We start from the raw sequence: 25718 nt of genomic DNA, 5'->3' as shown, positions 1-25718 counted from the left end.
GCAGGTGCGGGGAGAGGTCAGCCGAACTAAGGAGACCCGCGGTGCTCGCGCGACACGCCCCGAAACCGCGGGCGGTGGAAGGAAACACCGAATCGCGGGTCCGTGAGCCCGAGGTGTGCCCGGGCGGGCGGCCACGGTGCGGGATCCGGACCCGGGTCATGTCCTGACCGAGCAGGGAGCTTGAGGATGTGCGATGAGCACATGATCGAATCAGTATTCGAGCCGCCCGGTGCGCACCGGGCCCGGCCGTGCAAACCCGCCGACGCACGCCGGGCCGTGGAGCGCGCCGTGGCCGAGCGCTGCCGCACGACCCATACCGCCTGTGACGCCGACGCCCTGTCCGACGCGCTGCTCGTCGCCTCGGAGCTGACGACCAACGCCATCCTGCACGGCGGCGGAGTCACCGACTTCCAGGTCGACGTCGACGGCCCCGGTGTACGGCTCTCGGTGAGCGACCGCAGCGACGAACTGCCGGTGACCGCGCCGCCCGCCGATCCGCGCGGACGGCTGCGGCACGGCGGCCACGGCTGGCCCATCGTCTGCCGGCTCTCCCGTGACGTCCTCGTGTCCGACCTGCCCGCCGGCGGCAAGTGCATCACCGCCGTCGTCCCCCTGGCCTGAACGCCCGCGGACCCGTTCACTCCAGATTGCTCAGCAAAGTGGAGTTTGTTCCCCCGGGGTCAGGGCAGACGCAAACTCGTGCTTCGGACCGGAGGCGCGCCAGCGGGAGCGGTATGTACGACTGCCCCGGAGGCCCTCCAGGCGATCCGGGCGGCGACCGTCCCGCGGTAAGTCCCTGAGACCATCGTTGTTCAGGAGCGAATCCGCATGCTCATCGATACGCCCACGAACCGTCCCGGCACGCCCGAAACGACGACCACCGCCACCCGGCGGCGGCACGACGACGCTCCGGACACCGCAGCTCTCTTCGCCCGGCTGGCGGAACTGGAGGAAGGGCCTGAACGGGAAGCCGTCCGCGACGAACTCGTCACGCTGTGGCTGCCCATGGCCCACCGCATCGCCGGCCGCTTCCGCGACCGCGGAGAGTCGATCGAGGACCTCCGGCAGGTGGCGGCCCTCGGGCTCGTCAAGGCCATCGACCGGTTCGACCCGAGCCGGGGAGCCTTCGAGAGCTACGCCGTCCCCACCATCACCGGCGAGGTCAAGCGGCACTTCCGGGACCGCATGTGGGCCCTGCGGGTCCCCCGCCGCGTGCAGGAACTGCGCAACAAGGTGCGGCTCGCACGCCGTGAACTCACCCAGAACCCGGGCAGCCCCGAGCCCTCCGTGGCGGACATCGCCGCCCACACCGGCCTGACCGAGGAAGAGGTCGGCGCCGGGCTCGAGGCGCTGGAGAGCTTCAGCACCCTGTCGCTGGACGCCGAACTCTCGGCCGACGACGACGGCTACAGCCTCGCGGACACCCTCGGCGCGGCGGACTCGTCCTACGACGTCGTCGTCGACCGCGAATCCGCCAAGGAAGGCCTGCGCCGTCTGCCGGAACGCGAGCGGGCCATTCTCTACATGCGGTTCTTCGAGGACATGACACAGAGCCGCATCGCCGACCACCTGGGCATCTCCCAGATGCACGTCTCCCGCCTCATCAGCCGCAGCTGCGCCCGCGTGCGCGACGAGGTCCTGGGGCAGCGCACGGGCACCCGCGGCACCTCCACGACGGCCTGACCACCCGACCCACCGAGGAGCGAGGAACCATGCTGAAGCCCCATCCCGCCGTGCTGCGCCGCCTCGTCGACGAGTACGAAGCACTCTCGGCCGCCGCGAGACCGGGCGAACCGGCCGACCTGACCGCGCGGGCACGCGACCTCGAGTACACGTTGTGCGTGTCCACCGGCACCCGGAACGTCGAGCGCGCCCTGCAGGTCGCTCACCAGTGGCTCGCGACCGCACCCGCACCGGCCCACGAGTCGTCCGCCCCGCCCACCGTCACCGGGCAGCGCACACCGACCCCGGAGCCCGCGTGACCGGAGTGTGCGCATGACGTGACGGGGAAGGCGTGGCACCGAAGAGGCCCGGCCGACGGCGGCAGCCGCGGCCGGGCTCTTACGTGTCACGCCACTAGACCGGGGAGTTCCATGTCCACAGCGGGACGGAAGGCCGCAGACGACGACACCGAACTGGAGCGCCTGCGCGCCGAAGTGCGCGACCTGCGTGCCCGGGCTCGCGTCCACCCGCTGATCGCACAGGCCCAGGGCATGCTTCAGGAACGGTACGCGCTGCCCGACGCGGAGAGCGCCTTCGCGCTGATGCAGCGGGCGTCCCAGCGGTACAACGTCAAGCTGCGCACCCTCGTCGGCTTCCTGGTGACCGCACCGCCTCCCGACAGCCGGGAACGGCTGTGGTTCCCGCGCCGGGTCCGCCGGCCGGAACCAGACCTGACCTTCACCTCGGCCCACCTGTCCGGGTCCGGCAGCCGCAGCGCCGTCCTGAAGGCCGTGCTGAGCAGCGCCCTGGCCGTGGTCGACACCGACATGGGCAACGTCCAGCTCACCGACCGGGCCCGGGGCGGCCTGCGCCTCGAGGAGCACACCGGACACCCGCCCGACTTCGTCGACTTCTTCGCCCACGTCGACGACGACGGAACCGCCTGCGCGCGGGCCGCCCGCGACGTCGCCCAGGTCACCGTGCGGGACGTGGAGAGCGATCCGGTGTTCAGCGAGCCGGCCCGCCGGGCCATCCTCGCGGCGGGCAGCAGAGCCTGTCACAGCGTCCCGCTGACCACCGCGTCCGGCCTGTGCGTCGGCATGGTCTCGGCCCACCTGGACCGGCCCCTACAGGGACTGACGACGGCCCAGACCAAGGCCCTCGGCACCGTGGGCGGCGAGGCGGGCCGATGGGTCGCCTGGCACGACCGCACGGTGGTCCTGGACGCCCTGGAACACCTGCACGCCCTCGGCCGCGCCGGCCGTGGCACGAGGTTCCGGCGGTCCTGAAGCGCACGCGGCAGGCCCCCGCTCTGACCGGAATCCCCTGGTCCGGTGGCCGGGCCGGGGTGTGTGCCGGGCGAGCCGGGGCATCCGGAGTGCCGGGAGGTCGACATGGACACGAGTGCGTTGGCACAAGACGGTCGGATCCGGGCCCGGCGAGCGGCACGGGGTTCGGCGGTCGAGGGGGCGGCACGGGCGGGCCTGGCCGCCCGCGGTGTGATCTATCTGCTCGTCGGGGCCCTGGCGGTACAGATCGCCTTCGGCGACACCGGTGAGCAGGCCGACCGCGGGGGAGCCCTGGCCGAACTGTCGCAGCAGCCGTTCGGCGCGGTGCTGCTGTGGGCCCTGGGCATCGGTCTCGCCGGCATGGCCCTGTGGCGGCTGTCCGAGGCGCTCTTCGGCTCCGTCGGACAGGACGGCCGCAGCGCCCGCAAGCGGCTGCTGGCGACGGCCCGCTTCCTCTTCTACGTCTTCGTCGCCTACTCCGTGCTGTCGTTCGCGGCGGACCGGGGCGGAAGCGGCGGCGGATCCAGCGACCGGCAGTCCCAGGACGCCACCGCCAGGGTCCTGGAGATGCCCGCGGGCCAGTGGCTGGTCGGCGCGGCCGGCCTCGCGATCGTCGCGGTCGGAGGGTGGATCGGCGTACGGGCGGTGCTCCGGAAGTACCACGACAAGCTCCGGATCGGGCAGATGAGCCCCCGGACCCGACGGCTGGTGGACGTCACGGGCGTGGCCGGCGGCGCCGCCCGGGGGCTGGTGTTCGCCGTGGCCGGCGCCTTCGCCGTCCGCGCCGCGGTCGACTACGAACCCGACCGGGCCAAGGGTCTGGACGACACCCTGCGCAGCTTCGCGGACACCCCTCTGGGCCCCTGGCTGCTGGTCTGCGTCGCGGCCGGGCTGGTGCTGTTCGGGGTGTTCTCCTTCGCCATGGCCCGCTGGCGCCGCGTCTGAGCCGCGCCATCCGGGGAACACGAAGCCAATGAGCGATTCCGAGATTCCGCATGGCGACGGCCGGCCCGTGGACGTGTACCTGGACCTCCTGCGCATCCGGATGGACACGGAGGACTACCGCCTCCTGATGCGCGTGGTGGAACCGGTCCTCCAGGCGATCGACGAGGAGCGCCTGTCCAGCCTCGACTTCGCGCTCGACTCCGGGGCCGACGACGAACTGCCCCAGGAGGTGCGTGACGAGGTGGCCCTCGTCATCGCCACCGCCGTCACCGGCCGCCTGGACAACGAAGTGATCGAACTCGATGTCGACGAGACCGGCCCGGTCAGGATCGTCACGGACGCGTCCACCGCGTCCGACCCGGTCCGTCTCGGCGAGATCGCCGACTACATCAAGGAACGTCACCGGCAGACGGAGGAGCTGCGAGGCATCGCCGAGGTGAGCGGCCTGCCCACCGACTTCTGACGGACCCGGGTGCCCGACCCTGGCGCCCGGCCCTCTGAGGCCAGCCTTCGGCCCCGCCCGGCCCCGGCCTTCCGGGCCCCGGCCCTCGGGCCCGCCGGCCTCCGGCCTCGGGTCCGCGGTCCCCGGTCTCGGGCTCTTCAGGCGGTTCTGCCACCGGCGCGCTCAGCGGCTGGGCAAGGCCCACCGAGGGCCTCGTCCCCCGGCCCTCCCGGGTCCCCGACCACTCGGTCCTGGGTCCCGGAACCTCCCCGGTCCCCGGCCCGGTCCCCGGCTTCCGGGCCCGCGGCCCTCAGGCCCGCGGTCCCGCACCGGCGCGCTCAGCGGCTGGGCAAGGCCTACCAGGGCCTGGCCGCCCTCCCCTCCGGGCCCCGGCCTCTGGCCCCCGGTTCGTGGTCTCCGGTCGCTGGCGTGGCCTCGGCCTTCAGGCCCACGGTTCCGCCACAGCAGGCTCAGCGGCTGGGTGAGGACCACCACAGCCTGGCGCCCCGCCCCTCCCGGTTCCTCCGCGTTTTCCGTCCCGGCCTCCGGCCTTCAGGCGCGCGGTTCCGCCATCGGCGCGCTCAGCGGCTGGGCGAGGCCCACCACGGCCTCGTCCCCGGCCCTTCCGGTTCCGCGGCCTCCGGTTCGCGGTCTCGGGTCCTGGGCCCTCCGGGCCCCTGGCCTACGGTCCCCGGCCTCCGGCCCCGGCCCTTCAGGCCCGTGGTTCCCCCACCGGCACGCCCAGTGGCCTGGCGAGGCCCACCACGGCCTCGTCGAGGCGCTCCAGGTGCCGCAGTACGCGGTCGGTGATTCGGCCGTAGCGTGGTGTGCCGGCGTCGGAGCCCAGGAGTGAGGCGATGCTCGGCCCGGTCTCGACCCGGGCGGCGGCGTGCTCGTCGGCGACCCGGGCCGCGATGGTCTCGATGTTGCGTACCGTGCGCCCCGCGGCCCCGCGCAGCCGGGGGTCCGCCGCGATCGAGGGATGCGTGGGCAGCAGCTCCGCGGTGGCCGCCAGCGTCCGCGCGTGGTACGCGCAGGTCTCCAGCAGCGCCACCACGTAGCGGGCCGTGTGGCGCCGGGCCCGCAGCGGCGTGACCGGATGGGTCAGCGGCTGCGTGGCGGCCCGCAGGTCGGCCAGCGCCTGGTCCAGGTCGCGCGCCTTGTCCAGCAGCTCGTCAGCCGGCCCGCCGCTCAGCTGGCCGACCGCGGCCTCGGTGACATCGGCCAGCCGCTCCAGGACCGTGCCGAGCAGCTCGTTCGTCCGGCGGTCGGTCCGCACCGGCAGCACCAGCGCCGCCGCGACCACCCCGCAGGCCGCACCGAGCGCCGTCTCCTCCACCCGCAGCAGGAGCACATCGAGGCTGTAGGTGTGCAGCAGCGTGTACAGCAGCCCCAGCATCGCGGTCACGAAGAACGACATCAGCGTGTAGGACAGCGGCGCCACGTAGAACATCGCGAAGATCAGCACCAGGACCAGCCCGAACGCCGTCCAGGTGTGCTGCCCGACCAGACCCGCCAGGACGATGCCCGCCACCACGCCGAACACCGTGCCCAGCAGCCGGCGGTAGCCCTTGACGAGGATCTCGCCCGTCGAGGCGGTGTTCAGGAAAACGATCCAGCACGTCAGCACCGCCCAGTACCAGCGCTGCGTGGACAGCAGCTCGCCGCCCACGATGGCCAGTGCCGACCCCACGGCGACCTGCACGGCCGCACGTGTGGTCGGCCGCCGCAGCCCTGTCTCCTGCTCCTCCGCCGCCGGCTCCTTGCCGCCGTCGATCGCGGCGTCCTCCGCGTCCAGCTCCTCACGGGAGCGGGCCGTCGCGGGGGTGTCGTCCGACTCGTCCTGGGGGCCGTCCAGCGCGATCCGCAGCCCCAGCACCGAGCGGGCGGCTTCGCCGATGCCACGGAAGACGTCCTGGACGGCCGCGGGCGCGGGCGGCAGGTTCTCCTCGTCCCGGTAACCGAGGAGACGGTTGCGCACGTGCGCCAGCCCGGTCCCCGCGTCGCCGCTCCCGGCCCGCAGCACGAGAGCGCGCAGCGCCTGCAGATCACGGCGGAGCGTGGCCGTGGCCTCGTCCGGCACGGCCGGCTGCCCCACCGACGGCGCGGGAGCGCCCGGCAGGTGCAGGGTGAGGGTGTCGGCCCGTTCGGCGCTGCGCGAGGTCAGCAGCAGCAGACCGAGCCGCTCGGCGGCGATCTCGGCGTCCGCGATACGCCGCTGCACGAGACGGGCCGCCGACTCGTCCGGGGTGCCCTCCTCCAGCTGCGCCTGGATCATCATCGCCGTCTCGTGCAGCCGCGCCGTGCCCTCGCGCACGGCCTCCAGAGCCTTGTCCATCGCGTCCGGGGCGGCGTCGAGAAGGTCGAGCTGCGCGGACACCAGCTGGGCCAGCCGGGCGCGGAAGGCCAGCCGCAGCCGCAGCAGGACGCCCGTGGGGGTCGCGGGCACGACCGCGAAGCGCAGCAGGGCACTGGCACAGAACGCCACGGCGATGGCACCGCACAACGTGGGCAGCGCGGACACCTTGGCGCCGACGAACAGGGACAGGAAGTAGACCTGGAAGCCGATCAGCCCGAGCGCCGTGCCCCGGTCGCCGAACCGGCGGCCGTACACCGCGCAGAAGATCAGGACGACGAAGAAGACGTCACCGGCGTACAGACGCGCGTTGAGCACCGCGCCCAGCGTCACGGAGGCCAGCGCCACCGGCAGGCCCAGCGAAAGTGTCACGGCCTGGGCGCCCAGCTGCTTCTCCCGGATGGCGAAGGTGGCGACCATCGCCGCCATGGCCCCCGCCACCAGCAGATGCACATCGGCCCCGAACAGGGTGAGCACGGCCAGTGTGAGGGCGATGGCGCCGACCGTCCGCAGCCCGGCCGTCAGGCGCAGCAGCCCCGGGTCGGACGCCGCGATCCGGTCCCGCAGTCGTGCCCGCACCGACCGTCCCGCTGCCCTCACGCCGCCGCACTCTCTCCCGACTCACCACACCAAGATCCGCACCTCAGCATGACATGCCACGAGCGGAAGGCCCCTCCGGCCCGGCCCTACTCCAGCCGGGCGGTTCCCTCGACGTGGGCCCGCACCTGCTCCGGCGTCAGATAGGCGTCGGTGTACTCGAAGTCCTTCAGCCTCGCTGCCTTGCGGGCCTGGAACCCGGTCCGTACGAAATCGTCGCCGGCGACCGCGTTGAGGAGCCAGTTGGTCATCACCCGCGTCTTGGCGACGTTGGTGCGCAGCGCCGACCAGTGGTAGCCGCGTGCCACGGCCTGGGCGGGCAGGCCGCGCAGCTCGATGCCCAGCGGCTTGGAGACCGCGTCGGTGCCGCCGAGGTCGACGACGAGCCCCAGGTCCTTGTGGACGTACGGCCGCATCGGCCCGCCCCGCAGCGACGCGATGACGTTGTCGGCGACGTGCCGGCCCTGCCGCAGGGCGTGCTGCGCCGTGGGCGGGCACATGGCCCCGTCGTCCCCCTTGGCCAGGTCGGGTACGGCGGCAGAGTCGCCGAGCGCGAACACCCCGTCGTTGCCCGGCAGGTTCATCTCCGGGGCGACCGCCAGCCGCCCCTTGACGGTCTCCGCGCCCAGCGTGGCGATGAGAGGGCTGGCGACGACCCCGGCCGTCCAGATGAGCGTGCGGGTCGGGATCACCCGCCCGTCGGTGAAGGTGACCTCCTCCGGGCCCGCCTTCGCGATCGAGACGCCGAGGGAGATCTCGATGCCCCGCCGGCGCAGGATCTCCTGCGCGCTGCTGCCGAGCTTCTCGCCGAGCTCCGGCATCAGCTTCGGCGCGATGTCGATCAGATGCCACTTGATCAGGCCCGGGTCGAGCCGCGGGTACCGCTTGACGGCGGCGTGCGTCAGCCGCTGCAGGCACGCCGCGGTCTCGGTGCCCGCGTAGCCGCCGCCGACCACCACGAACTGCAGCCGCGAGGCCCGCTCCTGCGGGTCCTGGCTCGCGTCGGCCAGGTCCAGCTGCGAGATGACGTGGTCACGGATGTACGCTGCCTCGGCGAGCGTCTTCATCCCGAACGCGTGGTCGGTCAGCCCCGGGATGTCGAAGGTGCGGGTGATGCTGCCGGGAGCCAGCACGATGTAGTCGTACGGCTCGTTGACGATCTGGTCGGTGATCGTGCGGATGACGCAGACCTTGGACTTCAGATCGACGCCGATGGCCCCGCCGGGAATGATCCGCGTGCGGTACTTCTTGCTGCGGCGCAGCGAGACGGCGATCGACTGCGGCGTCAGCACGCCGGAGGCGACCTGCGGGAGCAGCGGCAGGTAGAGCTGGTAGGCGAACGGCGTCACCAGCGTGACGTCGGCCTCGTCCGGGGAGAGTTTCCGTTCCAGACGGCGGACGCACTCCACGCCGGCGAAGCCTGCGCCAACCACCAGGATCCTGGGTCGTGTCACGGTGTTCATCCCTTTCTGCGGCTCCAGGCGGTCTGCCTCGAACGCCTATCGACTGCCCCTGGATCGCTGGTTCGCACCCCATTGATCCCACCGCGTCCCCGACCGGCACGCCAGTCGGACGCGGCAGGCAGACCAACGCGTCGATCACCACCATGCCCGCCCCGTGGCCGAAAAGCACCAGGCGGGAGTGAAGAACGCGTGCACACACGGTCGGCGGGACCCGCCGTCAGGACGTGGTCTCCCCTTGGAGATGGCACAGCAGGAGACACACGTCGTCGTCGCGCTCGGAATCGCTCAGCAGCGGATGCAGGATCCGGTCCGCCGAACCCTCCAGATCGGCGTCCAGCTCCGCCGAGCGGAAATCGCCGAGCGCCGAGGCCAGCCGCTCGATGCCCGGGTCTATGCCCTGCGCACGCCGTTCGACCAGTCCGTCCGTGTACAGCGCGAGCGTCGAGCCCGGCGACAGGCGCACCGTGTGGTCGCCGATCTCCTGGGTGAGGGGGATGCCCAGCATGGCGCCGGGTTTGGCGTCGAGGGTGCGCACGGTTCCGTCGGGCAGCCGCAGCACCGGCGGCGGATGGCCCGCGGCGGCCCAGGTCATGGTGGGCTCGTCCGGGTGGAACCGGGCGATGACCGCGGTGGCGTACAGATCCGGCTGGAGATGGTGCAGGAACCGGTGCAGCCGGGTCAGCAGCCGGCCCGGGCTGTCGCCGTCGACCGCGTACGCCCGCAGCGCCGTGCGCAGCTGGCTCATCATGACGGCCGCGTGCAGACCGTGCCCGGTCACGTCGCCGACGACGGTGATGAGACCGCCGTCCCGCTGGGGGAACGCGTCGTACCAGTCACCGCCGATGTTCAGCCCGTGGGTGGCGGGCAGATAGCGCGCGGCGAGTCTGAGACCCGGCGTGGCCGGCAGATCCGTGAGCAGGGCGCGTTGCAGCGTCTCGGCGATGTCGCGGTTGTGCTCGAAGCGCCGGGCGTTGTCGATCGCGATGCTGGCCCGCCGGGTGAGCTCGATCAGCATCACCGCGTCGTCCGGGTCCCAGCGCGCACCGGGCGGTGACAGGGTCAGCACGCCCAGCGGGGCCCGGCGCGTCGGCAGCGGAACGCACAGCAGCGGCCGGGCGGGATCCAGCGCGGACGGCGGCTGGTCGTCGACGCCGGGCAGTCCGCCGGGATGGTCGGCCGCGTACTGCGGCCGACCGGTCCGGGCCGCGACCACGGCGGCGGCCGGATGCGGCGCCGACCGGTTCTTGTCGTCCTCGTGGTCGAACAGCCAGACGTCGACACTGCGGGCGTACTCCGGCACCAGCAGGTCCGGCAGCCGTCGCACGATCTCCTCGTGGTTGAGCGAGGCCGTCAGCACGGCGCTCGCGTCCGCGAGGAACGTCAGGCGGCGGCGGGCGCTCTCCGCCTCGTTGCGTGCCCTGCGCTCGGCGGCGAAGGCCTCGCGCTGGGCCCGGCCCGCCGCGTCCAGCTCCGCGTGCAGCGCCAGGACGCCCTGGTTCGTCTGGTGCAGCTCCTCGCGGTGGAAGGCGACCAGGTCCTCCTGCTCGCTGAGTTTGTCCAGCACCACGGCCGTGTCCTCGTCGGCGCCGAGCAGCGCCTCAGCGAGGGCGGCCGGATCGTCCTCGACGGCCCCGGCCTCCGTGGCCCGGGCCGCCTCGGGACAGGGGACCGTGACCTCCCACGGCGGCTCCCCGGCGGCGGCCGACGCGTCCGGCGACGGCGTCACCACGGCGTGCAGCAGCCCCTCCTCGGCGGGGGACCCGGCCATGTCCAGGGTGAGCAGCCAGGTGCCGCCCTTGGTGAGGCACTGCCGCAGATGGGCGCTGAGGGCGGCGGCCAGCCTGGCCCGTTCGACGGTGGGCACACCGTACGCGGCGGCCAGGCGCGCCAGGGCGATGCGGGCGCGGGCCGCATCGGTGACGGTGGTGATCTGCCAAGTGCGCATCATGGGCGTTCCGGCGGGGTCGGAGTCAGCACGGCCACGGCGGTGTCGTCCCGCACCGGTCGGGCGGGACTGCTCGCGTCGCGTATCGCCAGAGCGGCCGTCACGGCCGGGTCGGCCGCGGGCAGACCGGCGGACGGCGGTGTCCAGCGGCTGGGCAGGCCGTCGGTGTGCAGGACCAGCAGCCGGTCCGCGGCCCAGTCGGCCTCCTCCTCGCGGAGGGTGCCGGGCCGGTGCACGCCGACGATGCCGGGCCGCGACAGCAGCGGACGCCAGGTGCCGTCCGCGCGCAGCCGCGCCCCCACGTTGCCGATGCCGGCGAACCGCAGCCGCCCGGCCCGCACGTCGAGCTGGGCCAGGGCGACGGCCGCGCCCCGGGTGCCCTTCAGGGCGTCGTGGAGCCGCCGCAGCGACTCGGCGGGGGAGAGGTGGGCCCAGCGGTGCAGCGCCGTGACCGCGGCGGACGAGGCCCGGGCCGCCTCCGGGCCGTGCCCCAGACCGTCCGCCAGCATCAGCGTCAGCCGGTCCCCGGAACGCACCCACGCCCAGGCGTCACCCGAGTACTCGGCTCCGCCGTAGGGAATGTTCACGCCTCCGGCACGCACACCGGCGACGGTCACGGACCGGTCACCCCACGGGCCGGTCTGCCCTGCCCGCCCCGGTGCACCGGGCCCCCGCACCTCGCCGCCCGGAACGGCGGAGACCTGCCGGGGACCGGGGCCATCCCCGAGACTCCGACTGGTCCTGAGGCCTCGACTGTCCCCGGGCACGCTGCCGTCTCCGGGCACGCTGCTGCCCTGGGGTCGGCCGCTGTCCGTGGGCCTGGTGCCGTCTCCGGGCAAGCTGCTGGCCTGGGGTCGGGCGCTGTCCGTGGGCCTGGTGCCGTCTCCGGGCACGCTGCTGGCCTGGGGTCGGGCGCTGTCCGTGGGCCTGGTGCCGTCCCCGGGCACGCTGATGACCTCAGGCCGGCGGCTGACCCCGGGCACGCTGCCGTCCCCGCCCACGCTGCCGGCCCGCCCGGGAAAGCCCGCCGCGTCGCCGGGCACCGCCGCGTGCCCCGTCAGGGTGCCGCACGCCACGGTTCCCACCGGTGCGTCGCCCGCCCGTGTGGCACCGCCCGGCCACCAGCCGCCGGCCAAGGCCCCGCCCCCGGACTGGGCCGGGGCGGCCGTACCGGTCGCCGGACCCCGGCCGCCCGGCACGAAGACGGCCCCGGCCCGCACGGTCGGACCGCCGCCGCCACCGCGCGGCGCGGTGCCCACGCGGGCTACCGCGACCGTGCCGCGGCCGGGCGTGCTGTGCAGGGCGAAGTCGTCGGCGAGCCGCTGACACGTGCCGAGGCCCGCGCCGAGCGAGCTGGTCGTGGAGAAACCGTCGCTCATGGCCGCGGGCAGGTCCGGAATACCAGGTCCGTGATCGATCGTGGTGATCTGCACGACCCGGGACTCCGCGCCGTCCTCCCGCAGCGCGGGCGCGGTCACGATGTCGATGAGCACCTGACCGCCCTCGGCGTGCTTGAGCAGATTCGTGGCCAGCTCGGTCGCGACCAGCGCGGCGGCCGCGGTGCGCCGCTCGTCCAGACCGGCCAGCGCGGCCGCGCTCTCCGCGGCGACCCGAGCGTCGCGCACCCGCGTCGAATCGCGCACCGGGACGTCCCACACGCGCGGCATCAGGCCTCCTCGCGCGGACGCGGCGGCTGGGCCGCCCAGCAGGTCACCCGCACGGTGGTGCCGTCGCCCGGCGTACTGTCGATCTCGAAGTCGTGCACCAGGCGCCGGGCACCGCTCAGCCCCATCCCCAGCCCGTCGCCGGAGGTGTAGCCGTCGCTGAGCGCCTGGTCCAGGTCGGCGATGCCCGGCCCCTCGTCGGTGAAGGCCAGCCGGAGCCCCTGCGCACCGCCGCTGCGCAGGTGCGTCGCCTCCATCTGTCCGCCACCGCCGTGCACGAGGGTGTTGCGGGCCAGCTCGCTGGCCGCCGTGACCAGCTTGGTCTGCTCCACCAGGCCGAAGCCGAGCCGGGCCGCGGCCTGCCGCACATGCTGTCGCACCCACACCAGGTCCATGTCCGACCGGATGGGCAGGCAGGCCTCCACGCCCGCGGCAGTGTGCATCACGGACTCTCCTGACGCGGGCCGCCCGGACCCGGACGGTACGCCGGGGCCTGCTGCGTGAGGAGCTCCATGCCTGCCTCGGTGCTCAGCGCCGTGCTCAGCCCGGGCAGGGTCAGGCCCAGTTCCGCCAGGGTGATGGCGACCGCCGGGCGCATGCCGGCCACCACGGTCCGCGCGGCCAGCAGCTTGGCCTGCGCGGCGATCTCGGCCAGCACCCGGCCGAGGAAGGAGTCGACGACCTCCACCCCGGAGATGTCGATGAGGACACCACGCACCCCGGTACGGGAGATCGTTTCCGCGAGATCCTGCTGGAGCTGCTGTGCGGTGCTGTCGTGCAGGTCCCCCTGGAGCGTGACCAGCAGGACGTCACCGAGCCGGAGGACCGGCACGTGGCCCGGGACGGGACGGGAGTACGCGTCGCTCACCGCAGACCCGCACCCGGGTTCACGATGTCCGCGCCGAGCTCGTGCAGCGCGTACCGCAGCGCGTCGGAAAGGCTGGCGCGAGTGATCACGTCCAGGTCCAGGCCGAGATGGACGATGGTCTGCGCGATGGCGGGGCGGATGCCCGAGACGATGCACTGGGCGCCCATCAGCCGCGCCGCGGCGACCGTCTTCATCAGGTGCTGCGCCACCAGCGAGTCCACCGTCGGGACCCCGGTGATGTCGAGGATCGCGAACCGGGCGTGCTGGTCGACGACGGCGTTCAGCAGCGTCTCCATCACCACCTGGCTGCGGGCGCTGTCCAGCGTCCCGATCAGCGGCACGGCCACGACGCCGTCCCACAGCCGGATGACGGGCGTCGCCACCTCCATCAGCTGCAGCCGCTGCCGGTCGCTGAGCGCCTGCCACTCGCTCAGCGCCGTCTGCATGGCGACCAGCCGCAGGGTGCCCATCAGCACCGTCAGCGCCGTCGAACACGCCCGCATATGCGCGGGCGGCGCCTGCTCCAGATCGGCGGCCAGCAGGTTCTCCACGGGGGGCCGCAGGGCGGCCAGCTCAGTGGCGACCTGGGTGTTCGACAGCCCGGCGCGTGAGCGGGCCGCCCCCATCCGGGCCAGCTGCTCACGTACGCCGCTGAATCCCGCGGCGTCCGGGTCCTCCACCTGATCCGAGTCGGCCACCTGGGCCAGCGCGTCCACGACGACCTTGCTCGCCTCCACCGCCTCGTCACGCGAGACGGTGAACACGGTGCGGAACAAGGGCTCGTCCGCCCACCGCTGGGCGATCTGCTCACGCCTGCGGTGCAGGAAGTCCCTGACCTCGTGTGTCGGCGTGGCGAGCTGTCCGTCCGCTTCGTGCTCCGGCACCTGGTTCTCTCCTCATCCGCGTTGCGTCGACCGAGCCCGCCTCAAGGCAACGGGACGGTGCTGTGACACTTGCCGGGCGACAACTCTAACCATGCGCCGACCTCGTACGACACCGGATCCGGCGCAACGATCCGGTCCGGGGGAACGGCACTTGACCGGCACCGTCACCGGTCACCGGCGCGCACTGGACGAACGGCCGTCCGGGCAGGGCGGACGAGGGTACCGGGCCGCCGGTCCCGCCGACGGCGTGCCCGAGGGGCCACCCGGCCCGTCAGGCGCTCTGCGCCCCCGGCTCCTCGGGGGTGTCCGGCACCTCGTCGGCGCGGGCCAGAGCCTCCTCCACGCTCTCGGATATCGGCACCGTGATGCTGACGCCGGTCAGGTCGAGGACGCGCCGCACGGCCGACGTCGGGTTGATGACGTGCACGCTGCCGGCCGTCCTGCGGGTCTCCTGGTACACCCGCAGGATGATGTTCATCCCGGACGAGTCCATGAAGGGGACGGACGACAGGTCGAGCAGGAAGTGCCGTCGGCCGTGGTGGAGTTGGTTGGCCAGATGGGCCTGGAACTCGGTCGCGGTGTCGACGTCCAGGTAGCCGTCGACCGTGATCAGGGCCACGTCCTCCCGGGGCAGTTCGACCTCCACGGACAGCGGGTTCTGGGCGAGGGGCACGGGTACCTCCAACAAGTGCTACGGCCTGGGCGGGTCACCTCTGCGGATGACCGCGGTGCGGGGCGATGCCGGTTCTGGTGCGGGCTCTGCTGCCGTTTTTCATCTGCCTCCCTTCGTCACCGGGCTCCGTTTTCACCGCGCCCCGCGATTACCCCGGAAACCGCCTCCCATGCCCCCCTGTCGGCGAACCTTGCCGAACCCCGACGCCGACGGCGTACGGTGGCACGTGTGTGCGCCGAATGCGCTTGCGGCAGGAGGGTAGTTGCTGCTGTGGAGCGGTCGGGCGGGAACCGTCGGCCGGACTCCGCGATCCGCACACCGTCAGGGAGGATGGAGCAGCGTGGCCATCGACAGAATCTGGTCGTACGCGCCGGACAGCGGTCACGTCGAGGGGCAGGACCTGACCGGTTTCACCGTCGCCGCGACCGACGGCACGATCGGGCACGTGGACCGTGAGGACGCCCCGCACGGCATGCGGCACCTGGTCGTGGACACCGGCGTGTGGGTGTTCGGCCGCAGCGTCCTGGTGCCGGCCGGAGTCGTCACCGGCATCGACACGCAGGGCCGGAAGATCACACTGGCCTGCAGCAGGGGAGACGCCAAGGCGGCGCCCCGCTTCCAGACCGACAGCGAGACCCGGGACCCGGGTTACCTCACGGCCGTCGGCGACTACTACGACAGGCTGCCGCCGCGCACGACGGCCTCGGCCTAAGCTTGTTCTTTTTCTTCCGGCCTCGAACGGTGTCTCGTACTGAGTCGCTCACCTGGGGGTTTGCCGGACGTGGGGGCGGCCTTCGTCTGATCCTGTGCTCCGACCAAGGTGCACGTGACCGAGACGAAGGCCGTGAGGGTGAGTCTGCTGCCTGATGTTGCGACGCCCGGCACGCACTCTCGCCGCACCGGCCGAAAGCCCGAGTACGCCCAGTACGAGGGCTTCCGGCCGGCACTCCCCCAGCCTTCGGCCGGGGGGGCCCCCAGAGCACGCACCGGACGCCGCGCGGCCGCCCTTTGGGCGACGACGTCACTTTCGCAACAGGCCCTGACCCGGAGCCGGTCACGGGCGCGCCGCGCCCGTGACACGCCCGGCTCACCAGGGCAGGAAGACGTGCACGTCCTTGCCGCGCTCGTCGCTCACCACGCTGACCTGGTCGCACAAGGTGTGGATCAGGTGCCAGCCGATGCCGCCGCCCCCGCTGCGCGGATCGAAGGGGCGCGGGGCCGGCTCGGTGGAGCTGGTGTCGTGCAGGACCACATGGACCCCGTCGAAGGTCCGGCGCATCCGCAGCGCGAACGGACCCGGGGCGTACTGCACCGCGTTGGCGGCCAGTTCCGTCACCACCAACAGGATGTCGTCCCAGTACTCGGGGGCAGAGGGCGGCGAGGAGCGTGACAGATCACGCAGGAACTCCTCCGCGGCCAGCCGCGCTCCCGTGACGTCGTGCGGCTCGCCCACGAAGCTGTTCGTGCGGCTCGGAATCTCCTCGGAGGTCAGTGCGTCATCCCCACGCGGCTCGGTTGACATATCGCCTTTCCGGCCCGGCGTCAGCAAGGGCTGCCGTCAGGGCTGTCGTCCTTTCTCTTGCGTCGCCACTGTTGCGTGTTCCCGAGGGGGCGAGGCCTACGCGTCCGGCTCCGTGCTCAGCGGAACACGCTGTCCGAGTCGTCCCAGTGCGATGCCTCGTCCCCGGTGAGCGGGCGCCCGGGACGCCTGCGCGACTGGTACATCGCGTCGATCTCGGACGCGTAGTGCCGCACGATCTCGTCCCGGCGCAGCTTCATCGAGGGCGTCAGCAGCCCGTTGGTCACATCGAACGGCTCCGGCAGCACCCGGAACACCCGGATCGACTCCGACCGCGACACGGAGCTGTTGGCCGCGGCCACGGCACGTGCCACCTCCTCCCGCAGCGCGTTCTCCTCCCGCGCCTCGCGCATCTCGCCCTGCAGCGCCAGCGCCGCCCGCCAGTGCGCCAGGAACTCCGGGTCCAGCGTGATCAGGGCGCCGACACAGGGCTGGTTGTCGCCCACGACCACCGCCTGGTGGATGAGCGGGTGCATGCGCAGCCGCTGCTCCAGGGCGGCCGGGGCGACGCTCTTGCCGCTGCTGGTGACGATGATGTCCTTCTTGCGGCCGGTGATCGTCAGATAGCCCTCCGAGTCAAGCTGCCCGAGGTCCCCGGTGGCCAGCCAGCCGCCGCGCAGCGCGGCCCGGGTGGCGGCCTCGTCGCCCACGTATCCCTGGAACACCGACGGGCCGCGCACCAGGATCTCCCCGTCCTCGGCCACCCGGATCTCCGTGCCCGGCAGGGCCTGCCCGACGGTCCCGGACTTCTCCCGGCCCAGCGGCTGCATCGTCACCCCGCCGCCGGTCTCCGTCAGGCCGTACCCGTCGTGCACGTAGATGCCGATGCCCTCGTAGAAGAGCGACAGGTCGCGGCTGAGGGGCGAGCCGCCCGAGGTCGCCCGCCGCACCCGGCCGCCCAGCGCGGCCCGCAGCCTGCGGTACACCGTGCGCTCGTACAGGGCGTGCTGGAGCCGCAGATCGAAAGCGGGGCCGCGGCCCCGGCCCAGCCGCTGGCGTTCCAGGGCCGCGGCGAAGTCCCGCGCCGTCTCGGCGGCCCGCTCGAACAGACCGCCGTGGCCGCCCTGCTGGGCCGTGCGCAGGAAGTTCTTGTAGATCTTCTCGAAGACCGACGGGACCGCGTAGAAGTACGTGGGCCTGAAGGAGCGCAGCGCCGACGACAGTGCCTCCCCGCCCAGCTCGGCCTGGTGGCCCATGAGCAGTCCGCCGCGCACGCACAGGCCCTGGATCATCAGCCCGTACACGTGGGAGAAGGGCAGGAACGCCAGCACGGAGCCCTGCTCGCCGCGCGGTGCCGCCGTGTGCCCCCAGCCCGCCAGCAGCGTGTCGCAGGGGGCGGCCAGGTTGCGGTGGCTGAGGGCGCAGCCCATGGCGTGGCCGGACGTGCCGGAGGTGTAGGCGATGACGGCCGTGGAGTCCGGCAGCACGATGCGGCGCATCGAGTCGACCGTGGCCAGCGGCACGAACTCCCCGCGCGCCGCCAGGTCCTCGAGAGCGCCCGCGTCCAGCTGCCAGACATGGCGCAGCAGCGGCAGCGACGCGCACACCGAGCCGACGGTCATGACGCCCTGCTCGTCCTCCACGACCACGGCCACGCAGCCGGCGTCCCGCAGGATCCACTCGACCTGGTCGCGCGACGACGTCGGGTAGACCGGGACGACCTCGGCACCCACGGCCCACAGCGCGTAGCACAGGACCGTCCACTCGTACCGGGTGCGCGCCATGATCGCGACGCGGTGCCCCGGCGCTGTCCCGGTGGCGATCAGACCCTTGGCGATGTCCACCACCTGGTCGCGCAGCTCGATCGCCGTCACCTCCTCCCAGGACGCGGCGGCCGGGTCGGCGCGGCGGGCGAGCACCGGCCGGGTGGGTTCGCGGTCCGCGGTCTCGAAGACGCTGTCGGCGAGCCCGCCGGTCAGGGGCGAGACGGCCGGTGGAGCGAGGACGAGGTCGCGCATGCTGCTCCTGACGAGTACGGGCTGTGACGTTGCCGACGGGTAGCGTCATCGGCGGGGCTCGAATGTAGTCGAGCCGGGGCCCTGAGGGGTCGGAAAATACGGAAGTCGTCCCGCTGATGATCTCGGCGCGATCGGGGGACCCGGACGGCATGAGTCACATCAGTCCCGATCCCGAACCCGAACGCAGCTCCGGCCTGGAACCGGGCGGCGGCGTACCGCCGGGCGAGACCCCACCCGCGGAGAGCAGCCTGCCCGAGGCCGGGCCGCGCGAGACGCACAATCCGCCCAAGGGATGGGCCAAGGCACCGATGGCCGTGATCATCGTCCTCGTGGTGCTGATCGCGGCGTTCTTCCTGGCCTACGCCCTCGCCCTGATCATCTGAGGCCCGGTCGGCGCGGTCCGAGCCGGCCTCCGCGGCAGGCGGGACGCCTCACGCCTGTGTGTGCCGCACGCACTCGGTGACGACGTCCCGCAGGCTCCCCGTGCGCTCCATCAGCGCGCGCTGTACCTGTGCGCCGTTGCCGTCCCGCAGCAGCTCCTCGCAGGCGGCCCGGGCCCGCTCCAGGTCACCGGTGTCCGCGAGGGCCTCCCCGACGTGGTCCAGCAGGGCACGCACGACCACCTCGGCGGGCAGGCGCCGCATGGTCGCCGGGTGCAGCAGCTCGCCCGAGAGACCGGACCGGGCGGCCATCCAGTCGGCCAGCCGCAGCAGGCTGACACTGTGGCCGAGCGGCTCCCGGCCGGCCTTCCACTCGCGTGCGGCGGTCTCGACCAGTCCGCGGACGAGCGTGGCGACCAGCGCGGCCGTGCCGGAGTGCAGACAGACGTCCGACACCCGGACCTCCACCGTCGGATACCGCTGGGACAGCCGCGCGTCGAAGTAGATCATCCCGTCGTCGAGGAGCGCGCCGGTGGCCACCATGTCCGCGATCAGCCGGTGGTACCGCTCGGCCGAGCCGAAGATCTCGGTCGGGCCCGCCGACGGCCAGCGCAGCCAGACCCGGCTGCGGTAACTGCTGTACCCCGTGTCCTCGCCCTGCCAGAACGGCGAGTTCGCACTGAGCGCCGTCAGGACCTGCAGCCAGGGCCGCACCCGGTCGATGACCGCGACGCCCTCCTCGTCGGACTCGACGGACACGTGCACATGGCAGCCCAGGACGAGCTGCTCCCGGGTGGCGATGCCGTACTGGTCGGCCATCCACTGGTAGCGGCGGTTGACGCCGATCGCGGGACTGACCGGCAGCGGGGACGTGGCGAGGGCCGCGACCGTGCAGCCGATCTCCCCGGCGTGCCGGGCCGCCTCCTTGCGGCAGCGGACGATCTCCGCGCGCAGGCTCTCCATGGACGACTGCGGATGGGTGGCGAACTCCAGCATCTGCTCGTGGAGTTCCTTCTCGAAGACGTCCTGGTCCGCGTCGTCCTGCGCGACCCGGGCGAGCACCGCGGCGGACATCGCCCGCGGTTCCCCGGTCTCCGGATCGACCAGGAGGAGCTCCTCCTCCACTCCGACGGTGCGCACCCTGATGCCCGCCCTTCCCCTGACCCTGCCGTGTCGACCACCGGGCGTTCCCGGTGGTACGACACCCAGTGCCCCTCACAGGCGGGTCGGACACCTGGTGCCGCCGCGGGACTTCACGGAGCGAACGGCGTCAGCCACACGGTGGCCAGCGGCGGCAACGTGATCCGGACACAGCCGTCCTCCGGTTTGACCGGATCCGGGTGGGTGACGCCGCTGCCGCCGTAGCGCGGGTCGTCCGTGTTGAGGATCTCCTGCCAGGCGACCGCGTCACCCGGGACCCAGAGGCCGTAGTCGTGCCGGACGACCGGGGAGAAGTTCGACACCGCCAGCAGCGCCCCGCCCTGCGCGTCGTAGCGCAGGAAAGCGAAGACGTTGTCGTCGGCCGAGTCCACCGCCACCCAGCGGAAGCCCTCCGGGCCCGTGTCGCACTGCCACAGCGCCGGCGTCGCCAGATACGCCCTGTTCAGGTCACGGACCAGATCACGCACACCCCGGTGGTCACCCGCGGAGTGGTAGCCGTCGTCCAGCAGCCACCACTCCGGCCCCTGCTCCACCGACCACTCGGCGCCCTGGGCGAACTCCTGCCCCATGAACAACAGCTGCTTGCCGGGGTGGCTCCACATGAAGCCCAGGTAGGCGCGGACGTTCGCGCGCCGCTGCCACCAGTCGCCCGGCGCCTTCGACACCAGCGCCTGCTTGCCGTGCACGACCTCGTCGTGGGAGATCGGCAGGACGTAGTTCTCGCTGTAGGCGTACACCATCGAGAAGGTCATCTCGTGGTGGTGGTACTTGCGGTGCACCGGCTCGTGGGACAGGTACTCCAGCGAGTCGTGCATCCAGCCCATGTTCCACTTCAGCCCGAAACCGAGCCCGCCGGTGTCGGTGGGCTTGGTCACCCCGCCCCAGGCGGTGGACTCCTCGGCGATCGTCACCACGCCGGGGGCACGCCGGTACACGGTCGCGTTCATCTCCTGGAGGAACGCCATGGCCGCCAGGTCCTCCCGGCCGCCGTAGGCGTTGGGCTCCCACTGGCCGTCCTCGCGCGAGTAGTCGAGGTAGAGCATGGACGCCACCGCGTCCACGCGCAGCCCGTCGATGTGGAACTCCTCGCACCAGTACACCGCGTTCGCCACGAGGAAGTTGCGTACCTCGGTGCGGGCGAAGTCGAACTCGTACGTGCCCCAGTCCGGGTGCTCGGCGCGCCGCGCGTCCCCGGGCTCGTACAGTGGGTCCCCGTCGAACCGGGCCAGCGCCCAGTCGTCCTTCGGGAAGTGCGCTGGCACCCAGTCCATGATCACGCCGATGCCCGCCCGGTGACAGGCGTCGACGAAGTACCGGAAGTCGTCCGGGGTGCCGAGCCGCGCGGTCGGCGCGTAGAAGCCGGTGACCTGGTAGCCCCAGGAGCCGTGGAAGGGGTGCTCGGCGACCGGCATCAGCTCCACGTGCGTGAACCCGAGGTCCTTGACGTACTTCGGGAGTTCCTCGGCGAGCTGCCGGTAGTCGAGACCCGGCCGCCAGGACGGCAGGTGCACCTCGTACACCGAGAACGGCGCCTCGTGCACCGGCGTGTCGGCGCGATGCGCCATCCACTCCCCGTCGCCCCACTGGTAGTGCGAGGCCGTCACGATCGACGCCGTGTTGGGCGGCTCCTCGGTGCGGCGGGCCATCGGGTCCGCCTTCAGGAAGCGGTGGCCGTACCGGGAGGTGATCTCGAACTTGTACGCCGTGCCCTCGCCGACGCCCGGCAGGAACAGCTCCCACACACCGGACGCGCCGAGCGAGCGCATCGGGAACTGTGTCCCGTCCCAGTAGGTGAAGTCCGCGGCGACCCGCACGCCCTGCGCGTTCGGAGCCCACACCGTGAACCGGGTGCCGGTCACGCCCTCATGGGTCATGGGCTGCGCGCCGAGCGCCTGCCACAGCTGCTCGTGCCGGCCCTCGCGGATCAGATGCAGGTCGAGCTCGCCGAGCGCGGGCAGGAACCGGTACGGGTCGTGCACCTCCTGCTCACCGCCCTCGTACACCACGTGCAGCGTGTACGCGGGGATCTCCGTCAGCGGCAGCACACCGGAGAACAGGCCGTCGCCCTCCGAGACGAGCGGGGTGCGCTTGCCGCCGGTCACGACGCTCACCGAGCGGGCGAAGGGGCGCAGCGCCCGGAACGCGATCCCGCCGGGGACCGGGTGGGCGCCGAGCAGCGCGTGCGGATCGTGGTGGGCGCCCGCCAGCAGGCGCCCTCGGTCCTCCGGGCTCAGGGCGGGCGCGGTCGCGCCCGGGACCGGGCCGGACGGCTCCGGGATTGAGGTGTCGCGCAGGGCCACGGCTCAGTCTCCTCTCACAGCGAGGCGCTCGATCGCCGCCATCGGTACAGGCAGCCAGTCGGGGCGGTGCCGTGCCTCGTACAGCACCTCGTACACGGCCCGGTCCGTCTCGTAGGCCCGGAGCAGTCCGTGCTTCTTCCGCGGGTCCCAGCCGGCGCGGGCGGCATAGCCCGCGCAGTAGGCCTCGCGGCAGCGTCGCGCCCACTCCGGGCGCCAGGGGCGGCGCTGCCGGGCGGCGTAGTCGAAGGAGCGCAGCATCCCGGCGATGTCCCGCACGGGGGAGTGGGCGCTGCGCCGTTCGGAGAGCGGCCGGGACGGCTCGCCCTCGAAGTCGATGACGAACCACTCGCGCCCGGCCCGCAGCACCTGACCCAGGTGCAGGTCGCCGTGGATGCGCTGGGCGGGCGGCCCGGCGTCGCAGGTGGCGAGGGCGGCGAACGCGGCCCGCAGGCCCGGCACGTACGGCTGGAGCGCGGGCACGCAGTGCGCGGCGGCGGCCAGCCGCTCGGACATGGCGGTCGCCGTCTGCCCGTTCTCCCCGGGCTCGCCGACAGGGAAGGCCGAGGCCAGGGCGAGGTGCACCTCCGCCGTGGCCGCGCCCAGCGCCCGCGCCTGAGCCGTGAAGTCGTCCCCGGCGGCCAGGGCGTGCAGCGCCAGCGTCCAGCCGTCGGAGGCGTCCCGCAGATACGGCTGGAGCACGCCGAGGGTGGCCTTGAACGGATGCTTCGTCTGGAACCAGGCCACGGGCGCGGGCACGCGATGGCAGCCCTGCCGGGCCAGCGCCCCCGGCACCTCCAGGTCCGGGTTGACGCCCGGCTGGATGCGCCGGAAGACCTTCAGGATGTACTCGTCGCCGTACACCAGCGAGGAGTTGGACTGCTCGGCGTCCAGCAGCCGCGGCACCAGTCCGCCGGGCACCGGCTGGTCCGGTTCGCAGTCGAACCGCAGGGGCCCGGCGGTGCCGGGGTGCCGCAGCCGGTCCAGGAGCAGCTGGGCCGAACGGGGGTCGTGCAGGGCGTCGTAGACCGTCAGACCGGCCAGCGGCCCGTCCTGCACCTGCCCGATGAGCGCCCGTCCCAGGCGCGGCGACGGATGCTCCCGTACGCCGAGCAGGAGCTGGTAGCAGTCGCCGGCCGGGGGAGCGCCGCCCGGGGACGGCACGCCCGGGTGCCCGGCGTGACCGGCGTGGACCAGCAGGTGCAGACAGCCCGGGAACAGCTCGGTCATCGACAGCAGACCGAGCTCCGTGACGGGCCGGTCCTTGCCCGCGAACCAGCGCTGCCGGGGCAGCCAGTCGCGCAGCAGCCCGCCGAGCGACTCCATGGGCTCGGCCAGGCGCGTGAGACTCGGGCGGAGGGATGCGGTCTTCGGCATGGTCACGCCTCCTTTCGTCGGCGCGTGCTCACAGTCGCCTGCCGATGCGGGATGCGACTCGAGTGAGCCGGAACCAGTAGAAGCCGTGGCCCCCGAGGGTCAGCAGGTACGGCAGTTCGCCGATCGCGGGGAAGCGGACCCCGCCGAACAGCTCCACCGGATGGCGCCCCGCGAATTCACGCAGATCGAGTTCGGTGGGCTGCGCGAACCGCGCGAAGTTGTTCACGCACAGCACCAGGTCGTCCTCGTACTCCCGCAGGAAGGCCAGCACCGCCGGGTTGGAGGACGACAGCTCGGTGTACGAGCCCAGACCGAAGGCCGGGTTCTGCTTGCGGATCTCGATCATGCGGCGGGTCCAGTGCAGCAGCGACGACGGCGACGACATCGAGGCCTCGACGTTGGTGACCTGGTGGCCGTAGACCGGGTCCATGATCGCCGGCAGATAGAGGCGGCCGGGGTCGCAGGTGGAGAACCCGGCGTTGCGGTCCGGGGTCCACTGCATCGGCGTGCGCACGGCGTCCCGGTCGCCGAGCCAGATGTTGTCGCCCATGCCGATCTCGTCGCCGTAGTACAGGATCGGCGAGCCGGGCAGGGCCAGCAGCAGCGCGGTGAACAGTTCGATGGTGTGCCGGTCGTTGTCCAGCAGGGGAGCCAGCCGCCTGCGGATGCCGATGTTGGCGCGCATCCGCGGGTCCTTGGCGTACTCGGCCCACATGTAGTCGCGCTCTTCGTCGGTGACCATCTCGAGGGTCAGCTCGTCGTGGTTGCGCAGGAACATGCCCCATTGGCAGCCCGACGGGATGGCCGGGGTCTTGGCCAGGATTTCCGAGACCGGGTAGCGGGACTCGCGCCGCACCGCCATGAAGATGCGCGGCATGACCGGGAAGTGGAACGCCATGTGGCACTCGTCGCCGCCGCTCGCGTAGTCGCCGAAGTAGTCGACGACGTCCTCGGGCCACTGGTTGGCCTCCGCCAGCAGCACCGTGTCCGGGTACAGCGCGTCGATCTCGCGGCGGACCCGCTTGAGGAACGCGTGGGTGGCGGGCAGGTTCTCGCAGTTGGTGTCCTCGGCCGCGTACAGGTACGGCACCGCGTCCAGCCGGAAGCCGTCGATGCCCAGGTCCAGCCAGAACTTCAGCGCGGCCAGGATCTCCTCCTGGACGCGCGGGTTCTCGTAGTTCAGGTCCGGTTGGTGCGAGAAGAAGCGGTGGAAGAAGTACTGGCCGCGCACCGGGTCGAACGTCCAGTTCGACGTCTCGGTGTCGACGAAGATGATCCGGGCGTCCGGATAGCCCTTGTCGTCGTCGGCCCACATGTAGTAGTCGCCGTAGGGCCCGTCGGGGTCCTTCCTGGACTCCTGGAACCACGGGTGCTGGTCGCTGGTGTGGTTCATGACGAAGTCGATGATCACGCGCATGCCGCGCTGGTGGGCGGCGTCGACGAACTCCACGAAGTCGGCCAGGTCACCGAACTCGGGGAGTACGGCGGTGTAGTCCGAGACGTCGTAGCCGCCGTCCCGGAGCGGGGACTTGAAGAACGGCGGCAGCCACAGGCAGTCGACACCGAGCCACTGGAGGTAGTCGAGCTTCGAGGTCAGGCCCCTCAGGTCCCCGACGCCGTCGCCGTCGCTGTCCTGGAACGAGCGGACGAGAACCTCGTAGAAGACGGCGCGCTTGAACCACTCCGGGTCCCGGTCCCTGACGGGGGTGTCCTCGAAGGTGTCCAGCACGGGCTCGTTCACGGTCATGACGTTTCTGCCCCTCCGTTCCCTTGCGCGGCGGGCGGCGACGTGACGTGGAAGACATGCGCGGGAGCCCGCCCCGGCTCCAGGCGCACATAGTTGTTCCTGCTCCAGTGGTACGTCTCGCCGGTGAGCTCGTCGCGCACCGGTACCCACGCGTGCCGGTCCAGGCCGAGTTGCGGCATGTCCAGTGAGACCGTGGCCTCCTGGGCGTGGTGCGGGTCGAGGTTGGCGACCACGAGGACGACGTCGGACCCGGTGCGCTTGCTGTACGCGAGGAGCGCGTCGTTGTCGGTGTGGTGGAAGCGGAGGTTCCTGAGCCGGTGCAGCGCGGGGTGTTCCCGGCGGATGGTGTTGAGCCGGGTCAGCAGCGGGGTGATGGTGCGGCCCTCGCGTTCGGCCGTCTCCCAGTCACGGTGCCTGAGCTGGTACTTCTC

22 protein-coding genes and 2 pseudogenes are annotated in these 25718 nt (G+C 72.5%); 8 read left to right on the top strand and 16 right to left on the bottom strand.

All coding sequences use genetic code 11. The annotated features are described in order from the left end of the window. Positions 1-186: 186 nt before the first annotated feature. From ACIBL4_RS36330 to ACIBL4_RS36305, 6 genes are all read left to right on the top strand, one after another. Positions 187-621, top strand: coding sequence for an ATP-binding protein (locus ACIBL4_RS36330; RefSeq protein ID WP_399416070.1), 435 nt, complete (start codon positions 187-189; stop codon positions 619-621). Positions 622-828: 207 nt separating this feature from the next. Next, the gene (locus tag ACIBL4_RS36325) at positions 829-1683 is read left to right on the top strand and encodes a SigB/SigF/SigG family RNA polymerase sigma factor (RefSeq protein ID WP_399416069.1); all 855 of its coding nucleotides are present in this window, start codon (positions 829-831) and stop codon (positions 1681-1683) included. A 29-nt stretch (positions 1684-1712) separates the two neighbouring features. Next, positions 1713-1982: a DUF5133 domain-containing protein gene (locus ACIBL4_RS36320; protein WP_399416068.1), complete on the top strand. Its 270-nt coding sequence runs from the start codon at positions 1713-1715 to the stop codon at positions 1980-1982. A 111-nt stretch (positions 1983-2093) separates the two neighbouring features. Beyond that, a complete protein-coding gene (locus ACIBL4_RS36315) occupies positions 2094-2951 on the top strand; it encodes an ANTAR domain-containing protein (protein ID WP_399416067.1) in 858 nt (285 codons plus the stop codon). Positions 2952-3056: 105 nt separating this feature from the next. Beyond that, complete coding sequence (locus ACIBL4_RS36310) at positions 3057-3896, top strand: DUF1206 domain-containing protein (protein ID WP_399416066.1); 840 nt, start codon at positions 3057-3059, stop codon at positions 3894-3896. Positions 3897-3924: 28 nt separating this feature from the next. Next, the gene (locus ACIBL4_RS36305; protein ID WP_356927306.1) at positions 3925-4359 is read left to right on the top strand and encodes a hypothetical protein; all 435 of its coding nucleotides are present in this window, start codon (positions 3925-3927) and stop codon (positions 4357-4359) included. Between the two features lie 691 nt (positions 4360-5050). Here the strand turns inward: ACIBL4_RS36305 and ACIBL4_RS36300 are convergent. From ACIBL4_RS36300 to ACIBL4_RS36260, 9 genes and pseudogenes are all read right to left on the bottom strand, one after another. After that, on the bottom strand, positions 5051-7294 hold the full coding sequence (locus ACIBL4_RS36300) for an FUSC family protein (protein WP_399416065.1): 2244 nt from the start codon (positions 7292-7294) through the stop codon (positions 5051-5053). Positions 7295-7380: 86 nt separating this feature from the next. Beyond that, complete coding sequence (locus ACIBL4_RS36295; RefSeq protein WP_399416063.1) at positions 7381-8754, bottom strand: NAD(P)/FAD-dependent oxidoreductase; 1374 nt, start codon at positions 8752-8754, stop codon at positions 7381-7383. A gap of 217 nt (positions 8755-8971) precedes the next feature. Continuing rightward, positions 8972-10702 carry a PP2C family protein-serine/threonine phosphatase gene (locus tag ACIBL4_RS36290; protein WP_399416062.1) on the bottom strand — a complete coding sequence of 577 codons (1731 nt, stop codon included), beginning with the start codon at positions 10700-10702 and terminating at the stop codon, positions 8972-8974. Further along, a pseudogene (locus ACIBL4_RS36285) lies at positions 10699-11481 on the bottom strand (PP2C family protein-serine/threonine phosphatase); the annotation flags it as partial. The gene ACIBL4_RS36290 and the pseudogene ACIBL4_RS36285, both read right to left, overlap by 4 nt. 381 nt (positions 11482-11862) lie before the next feature. Further along, positions 11863-12366: pseudogene (locus tag ACIBL4_RS36280) on the bottom strand (anti-sigma regulatory factor); the annotation flags it as partial. After that, a complete protein-coding gene (locus ACIBL4_RS36275; protein ID WP_399416061.1) occupies positions 12366-12806 on the bottom strand; it encodes an anti-sigma regulatory factor in 441 nt (146 codons plus the stop codon). The pseudogene ACIBL4_RS36280 and the gene ACIBL4_RS36275, both read right to left, overlap by 1 nt. Next, positions 12806-13231, bottom strand: a complete 426-nt coding sequence (locus ACIBL4_RS36270; protein WP_399416060.1) for an STAS domain-containing protein — start codon at positions 13229-13231, stop codon at positions 12806-12808. Before ACIBL4_RS36270 ends, ACIBL4_RS36275 begins: the two co-directional genes overlap by 1 nt. After that, positions 13228-14115, bottom strand: a complete 888-nt coding sequence (locus tag ACIBL4_RS36265) for an STAS domain-containing protein (RefSeq protein ID WP_399416059.1) — start codon at positions 14113-14115, stop codon at positions 13228-13230. Before ACIBL4_RS36265 ends, ACIBL4_RS36270 begins: the two co-directional genes overlap by 4 nt. A 271-nt stretch (positions 14116-14386) precedes the next feature. Further along, complete coding sequence (locus ACIBL4_RS36260) at positions 14387-14788, bottom strand: STAS domain-containing protein (RefSeq protein WP_399416058.1); 402 nt, start codon at positions 14786-14788, stop codon at positions 14387-14389. Positions 14789-15128: 340 nt separating this feature from the next. On the opposite strand from ACIBL4_RS36260, the gene ACIBL4_RS36255 reads away from it, so the two are divergent. Further along, on the top strand, positions 15129-15500 hold the full coding sequence (locus ACIBL4_RS36255; protein ID WP_399416057.1) for a PRC-barrel domain containing protein: 372 nt from the start codon (positions 15129-15131) through the stop codon (positions 15498-15500). Between the two features lie 375 nt (positions 15501-15875). On the opposite strand, the gene ACIBL4_RS36250 is transcribed toward ACIBL4_RS36255, so the two are convergent. Both ACIBL4_RS36250 and ACIBL4_RS36245 read right to left on the bottom strand, forming a co-directional pair. Further along, positions 15876-16310 (bottom strand): ATP-binding protein, encoded by a 435-nt coding sequence (locus ACIBL4_RS36250; RefSeq protein WP_010033269.1) that lies wholly within the window; start codon positions 16308-16310, stop codon positions 15876-15878. A gap of 116 nt (positions 16311-16426) precedes the next feature. Then, positions 16427-18325 (bottom strand): AMP-dependent synthetase/ligase, encoded by a 1899-nt coding sequence (locus tag ACIBL4_RS36245; RefSeq protein ID WP_399416056.1) that lies wholly within the window; start codon positions 18323-18325, stop codon positions 16427-16429. Between the two features lie 149 nt (positions 18326-18474). Here ACIBL4_RS36245 and ACIBL4_RS36240 point away from each other — a divergent pair, with 149 nt between their 5' ends. Beyond that, positions 18475-18708 carry a DUF6480 family protein gene (locus ACIBL4_RS36240; RefSeq protein WP_356927297.1) on the top strand — a complete coding sequence of 78 codons (234 nt, stop codon included), beginning with the start codon at positions 18475-18477 and terminating at the stop codon, positions 18706-18708. Positions 18709-18756: 48 nt separating this feature from the next. Here the strand turns inward: ACIBL4_RS36240 and ACIBL4_RS36235 are convergent, their stop codons facing one another. From ACIBL4_RS36235 to ACIBL4_RS36215, 5 genes are all read right to left on the bottom strand, one after another. Continuing rightward, a complete protein-coding gene (locus ACIBL4_RS36235) occupies positions 18757-19845 on the bottom strand; it encodes a glutamate--cysteine ligase (RefSeq protein ID WP_399416055.1) in 1089 nt (362 codons plus the stop codon). Positions 19846-19958: 113 nt separating this feature from the next. Beyond that, positions 19959-22166, bottom strand: coding sequence for a 1,4-alpha-glucan branching enzyme (glgB, locus tag ACIBL4_RS36230; protein WP_399416054.1), 2208 nt, complete (start codon positions 22164-22166; stop codon positions 19959-19961). Between the two features lie 3 nt (positions 22167-22169). After that, positions 22170-23540, bottom strand: a complete 1371-nt coding sequence (locus ACIBL4_RS36225; RefSeq protein ID WP_399416053.1) for a maltokinase — start codon at positions 23538-23540, stop codon at positions 22170-22172. Positions 23541-23568: 28 nt separating this feature from the next. Further along, positions 23569-25287, bottom strand: coding sequence for a maltose alpha-D-glucosyltransferase (treS, locus tag ACIBL4_RS36220; protein WP_399416052.1), 1719 nt, complete (start codon positions 25285-25287; stop codon positions 23569-23571). Beyond that, positions 25284-25718: alpha-glucosidase C-terminal domain-containing protein (locus ACIBL4_RS36215; protein WP_399416051.1), on the bottom strand; the 435-nt coding region annotated here is incomplete at its 5' end. The genes treS and ACIBL4_RS36215, both read right to left, overlap by 4 nt.

The organism is Streptomyces sp. NPDC050416, from assembly GCF_044458845.1.
In the GTDB taxonomy this organism is placed as follows: Bacteria; Actinomycetota; Actinomycetes; order Streptomycetales; family Streptomycetaceae; genus Streptomyces.
Note: the sequence above shows the minus strand (reverse complement) of the source record. Positions and strands in the feature narration are given on the sequence as shown.

Bases quoted from the DNA above. Each gene is read 5' to 3' on its own strand.
- ACIBL4_RS36275 (WP_399416061.1), bottom strand. From the start codon at position 12,806: ATGCACACTGCCGCGGGCGTGGAGGCCTGCCTGCCCATCCGGTCGGAC.
- ACIBL4_RS36225 (WP_399416053.1), bottom strand. From the start codon at position 23,540: ATGCCGAAGACCGCATCCCTCCGCCCGAGTCTCACGCGCCTGGCCGAG.
- ACIBL4_RS36315 (WP_399416067.1), top strand. From the start codon at position 2,094: ATGTCCACAGCGGGACGGAAGGCCGCAGACGACGACACCGAACTGGAG.
- ACIBL4_RS36240 (WP_356927297.1), top strand. From the start codon at position 18,475: ATGAGTCACATCAGTCCCGATCCCGAACCCGAACGCAGCTCCGGCCTG.
- ACIBL4_RS36290 (WP_399416062.1), bottom strand. From the start codon at position 10,702: ATGATGCGCACTTGGCAGATCACCACCGTCACCGATGCGGCCCGCGCC.
- ACIBL4_RS36305 (WP_356927306.1), top strand. From the start codon at position 3,925: ATGAGCGATTCCGAGATTCCGCATGGCGACGGCCGGCCCGTGGACGTG.
- ACIBL4_RS36330 (WP_399416070.1), top strand. From the start codon at position 187: ATGTGCGATGAGCACATGATCGAATCAGTATTCGAGCCGCCCGGTGCG.
- ACIBL4_RS36250 (WP_010033269.1), bottom strand. From the start codon at position 16,310: ATGTCAACCGAGCCGCGTGGGGATGACGCACTGACCTCCGAGGAGATT.
- ACIBL4_RS36245 (WP_399416056.1), bottom strand. From the start codon at position 18,325: ATGCGCGACCTCGTCCTCGCTCCACCGGCCGTCTCGCCCCTGACCGGC.
- treS (WP_399416052.1), bottom strand. From the start codon at position 25,287: ATGACCGTGAACGAGCCCGTGCTGGACACCTTCGAGGACACCCCCGTC.
- ACIBL4_RS36310 (WP_399416066.1), top strand. From the start codon at position 3,057: ATGGACACGAGTGCGTTGGCACAAGACGGTCGGATCCGGGCCCGGCGA.
- ACIBL4_RS36295 (WP_399416063.1), bottom strand. From the start codon at position 8,754: ATGAACACCGTGACACGACCCAGGATCCTGGTGGTTGGCGCAGGCTTC.
- ACIBL4_RS36320 (WP_399416068.1), top strand. From the start codon at position 1,713: ATGCTGAAGCCCCATCCCGCCGTGCTGCGCCGCCTCGTCGACGAGTAC.
- ACIBL4_RS36325 (WP_399416069.1), top strand. From the start codon at position 829: ATGCTCATCGATACGCCCACGAACCGTCCCGGCACGCCCGAAACGACG.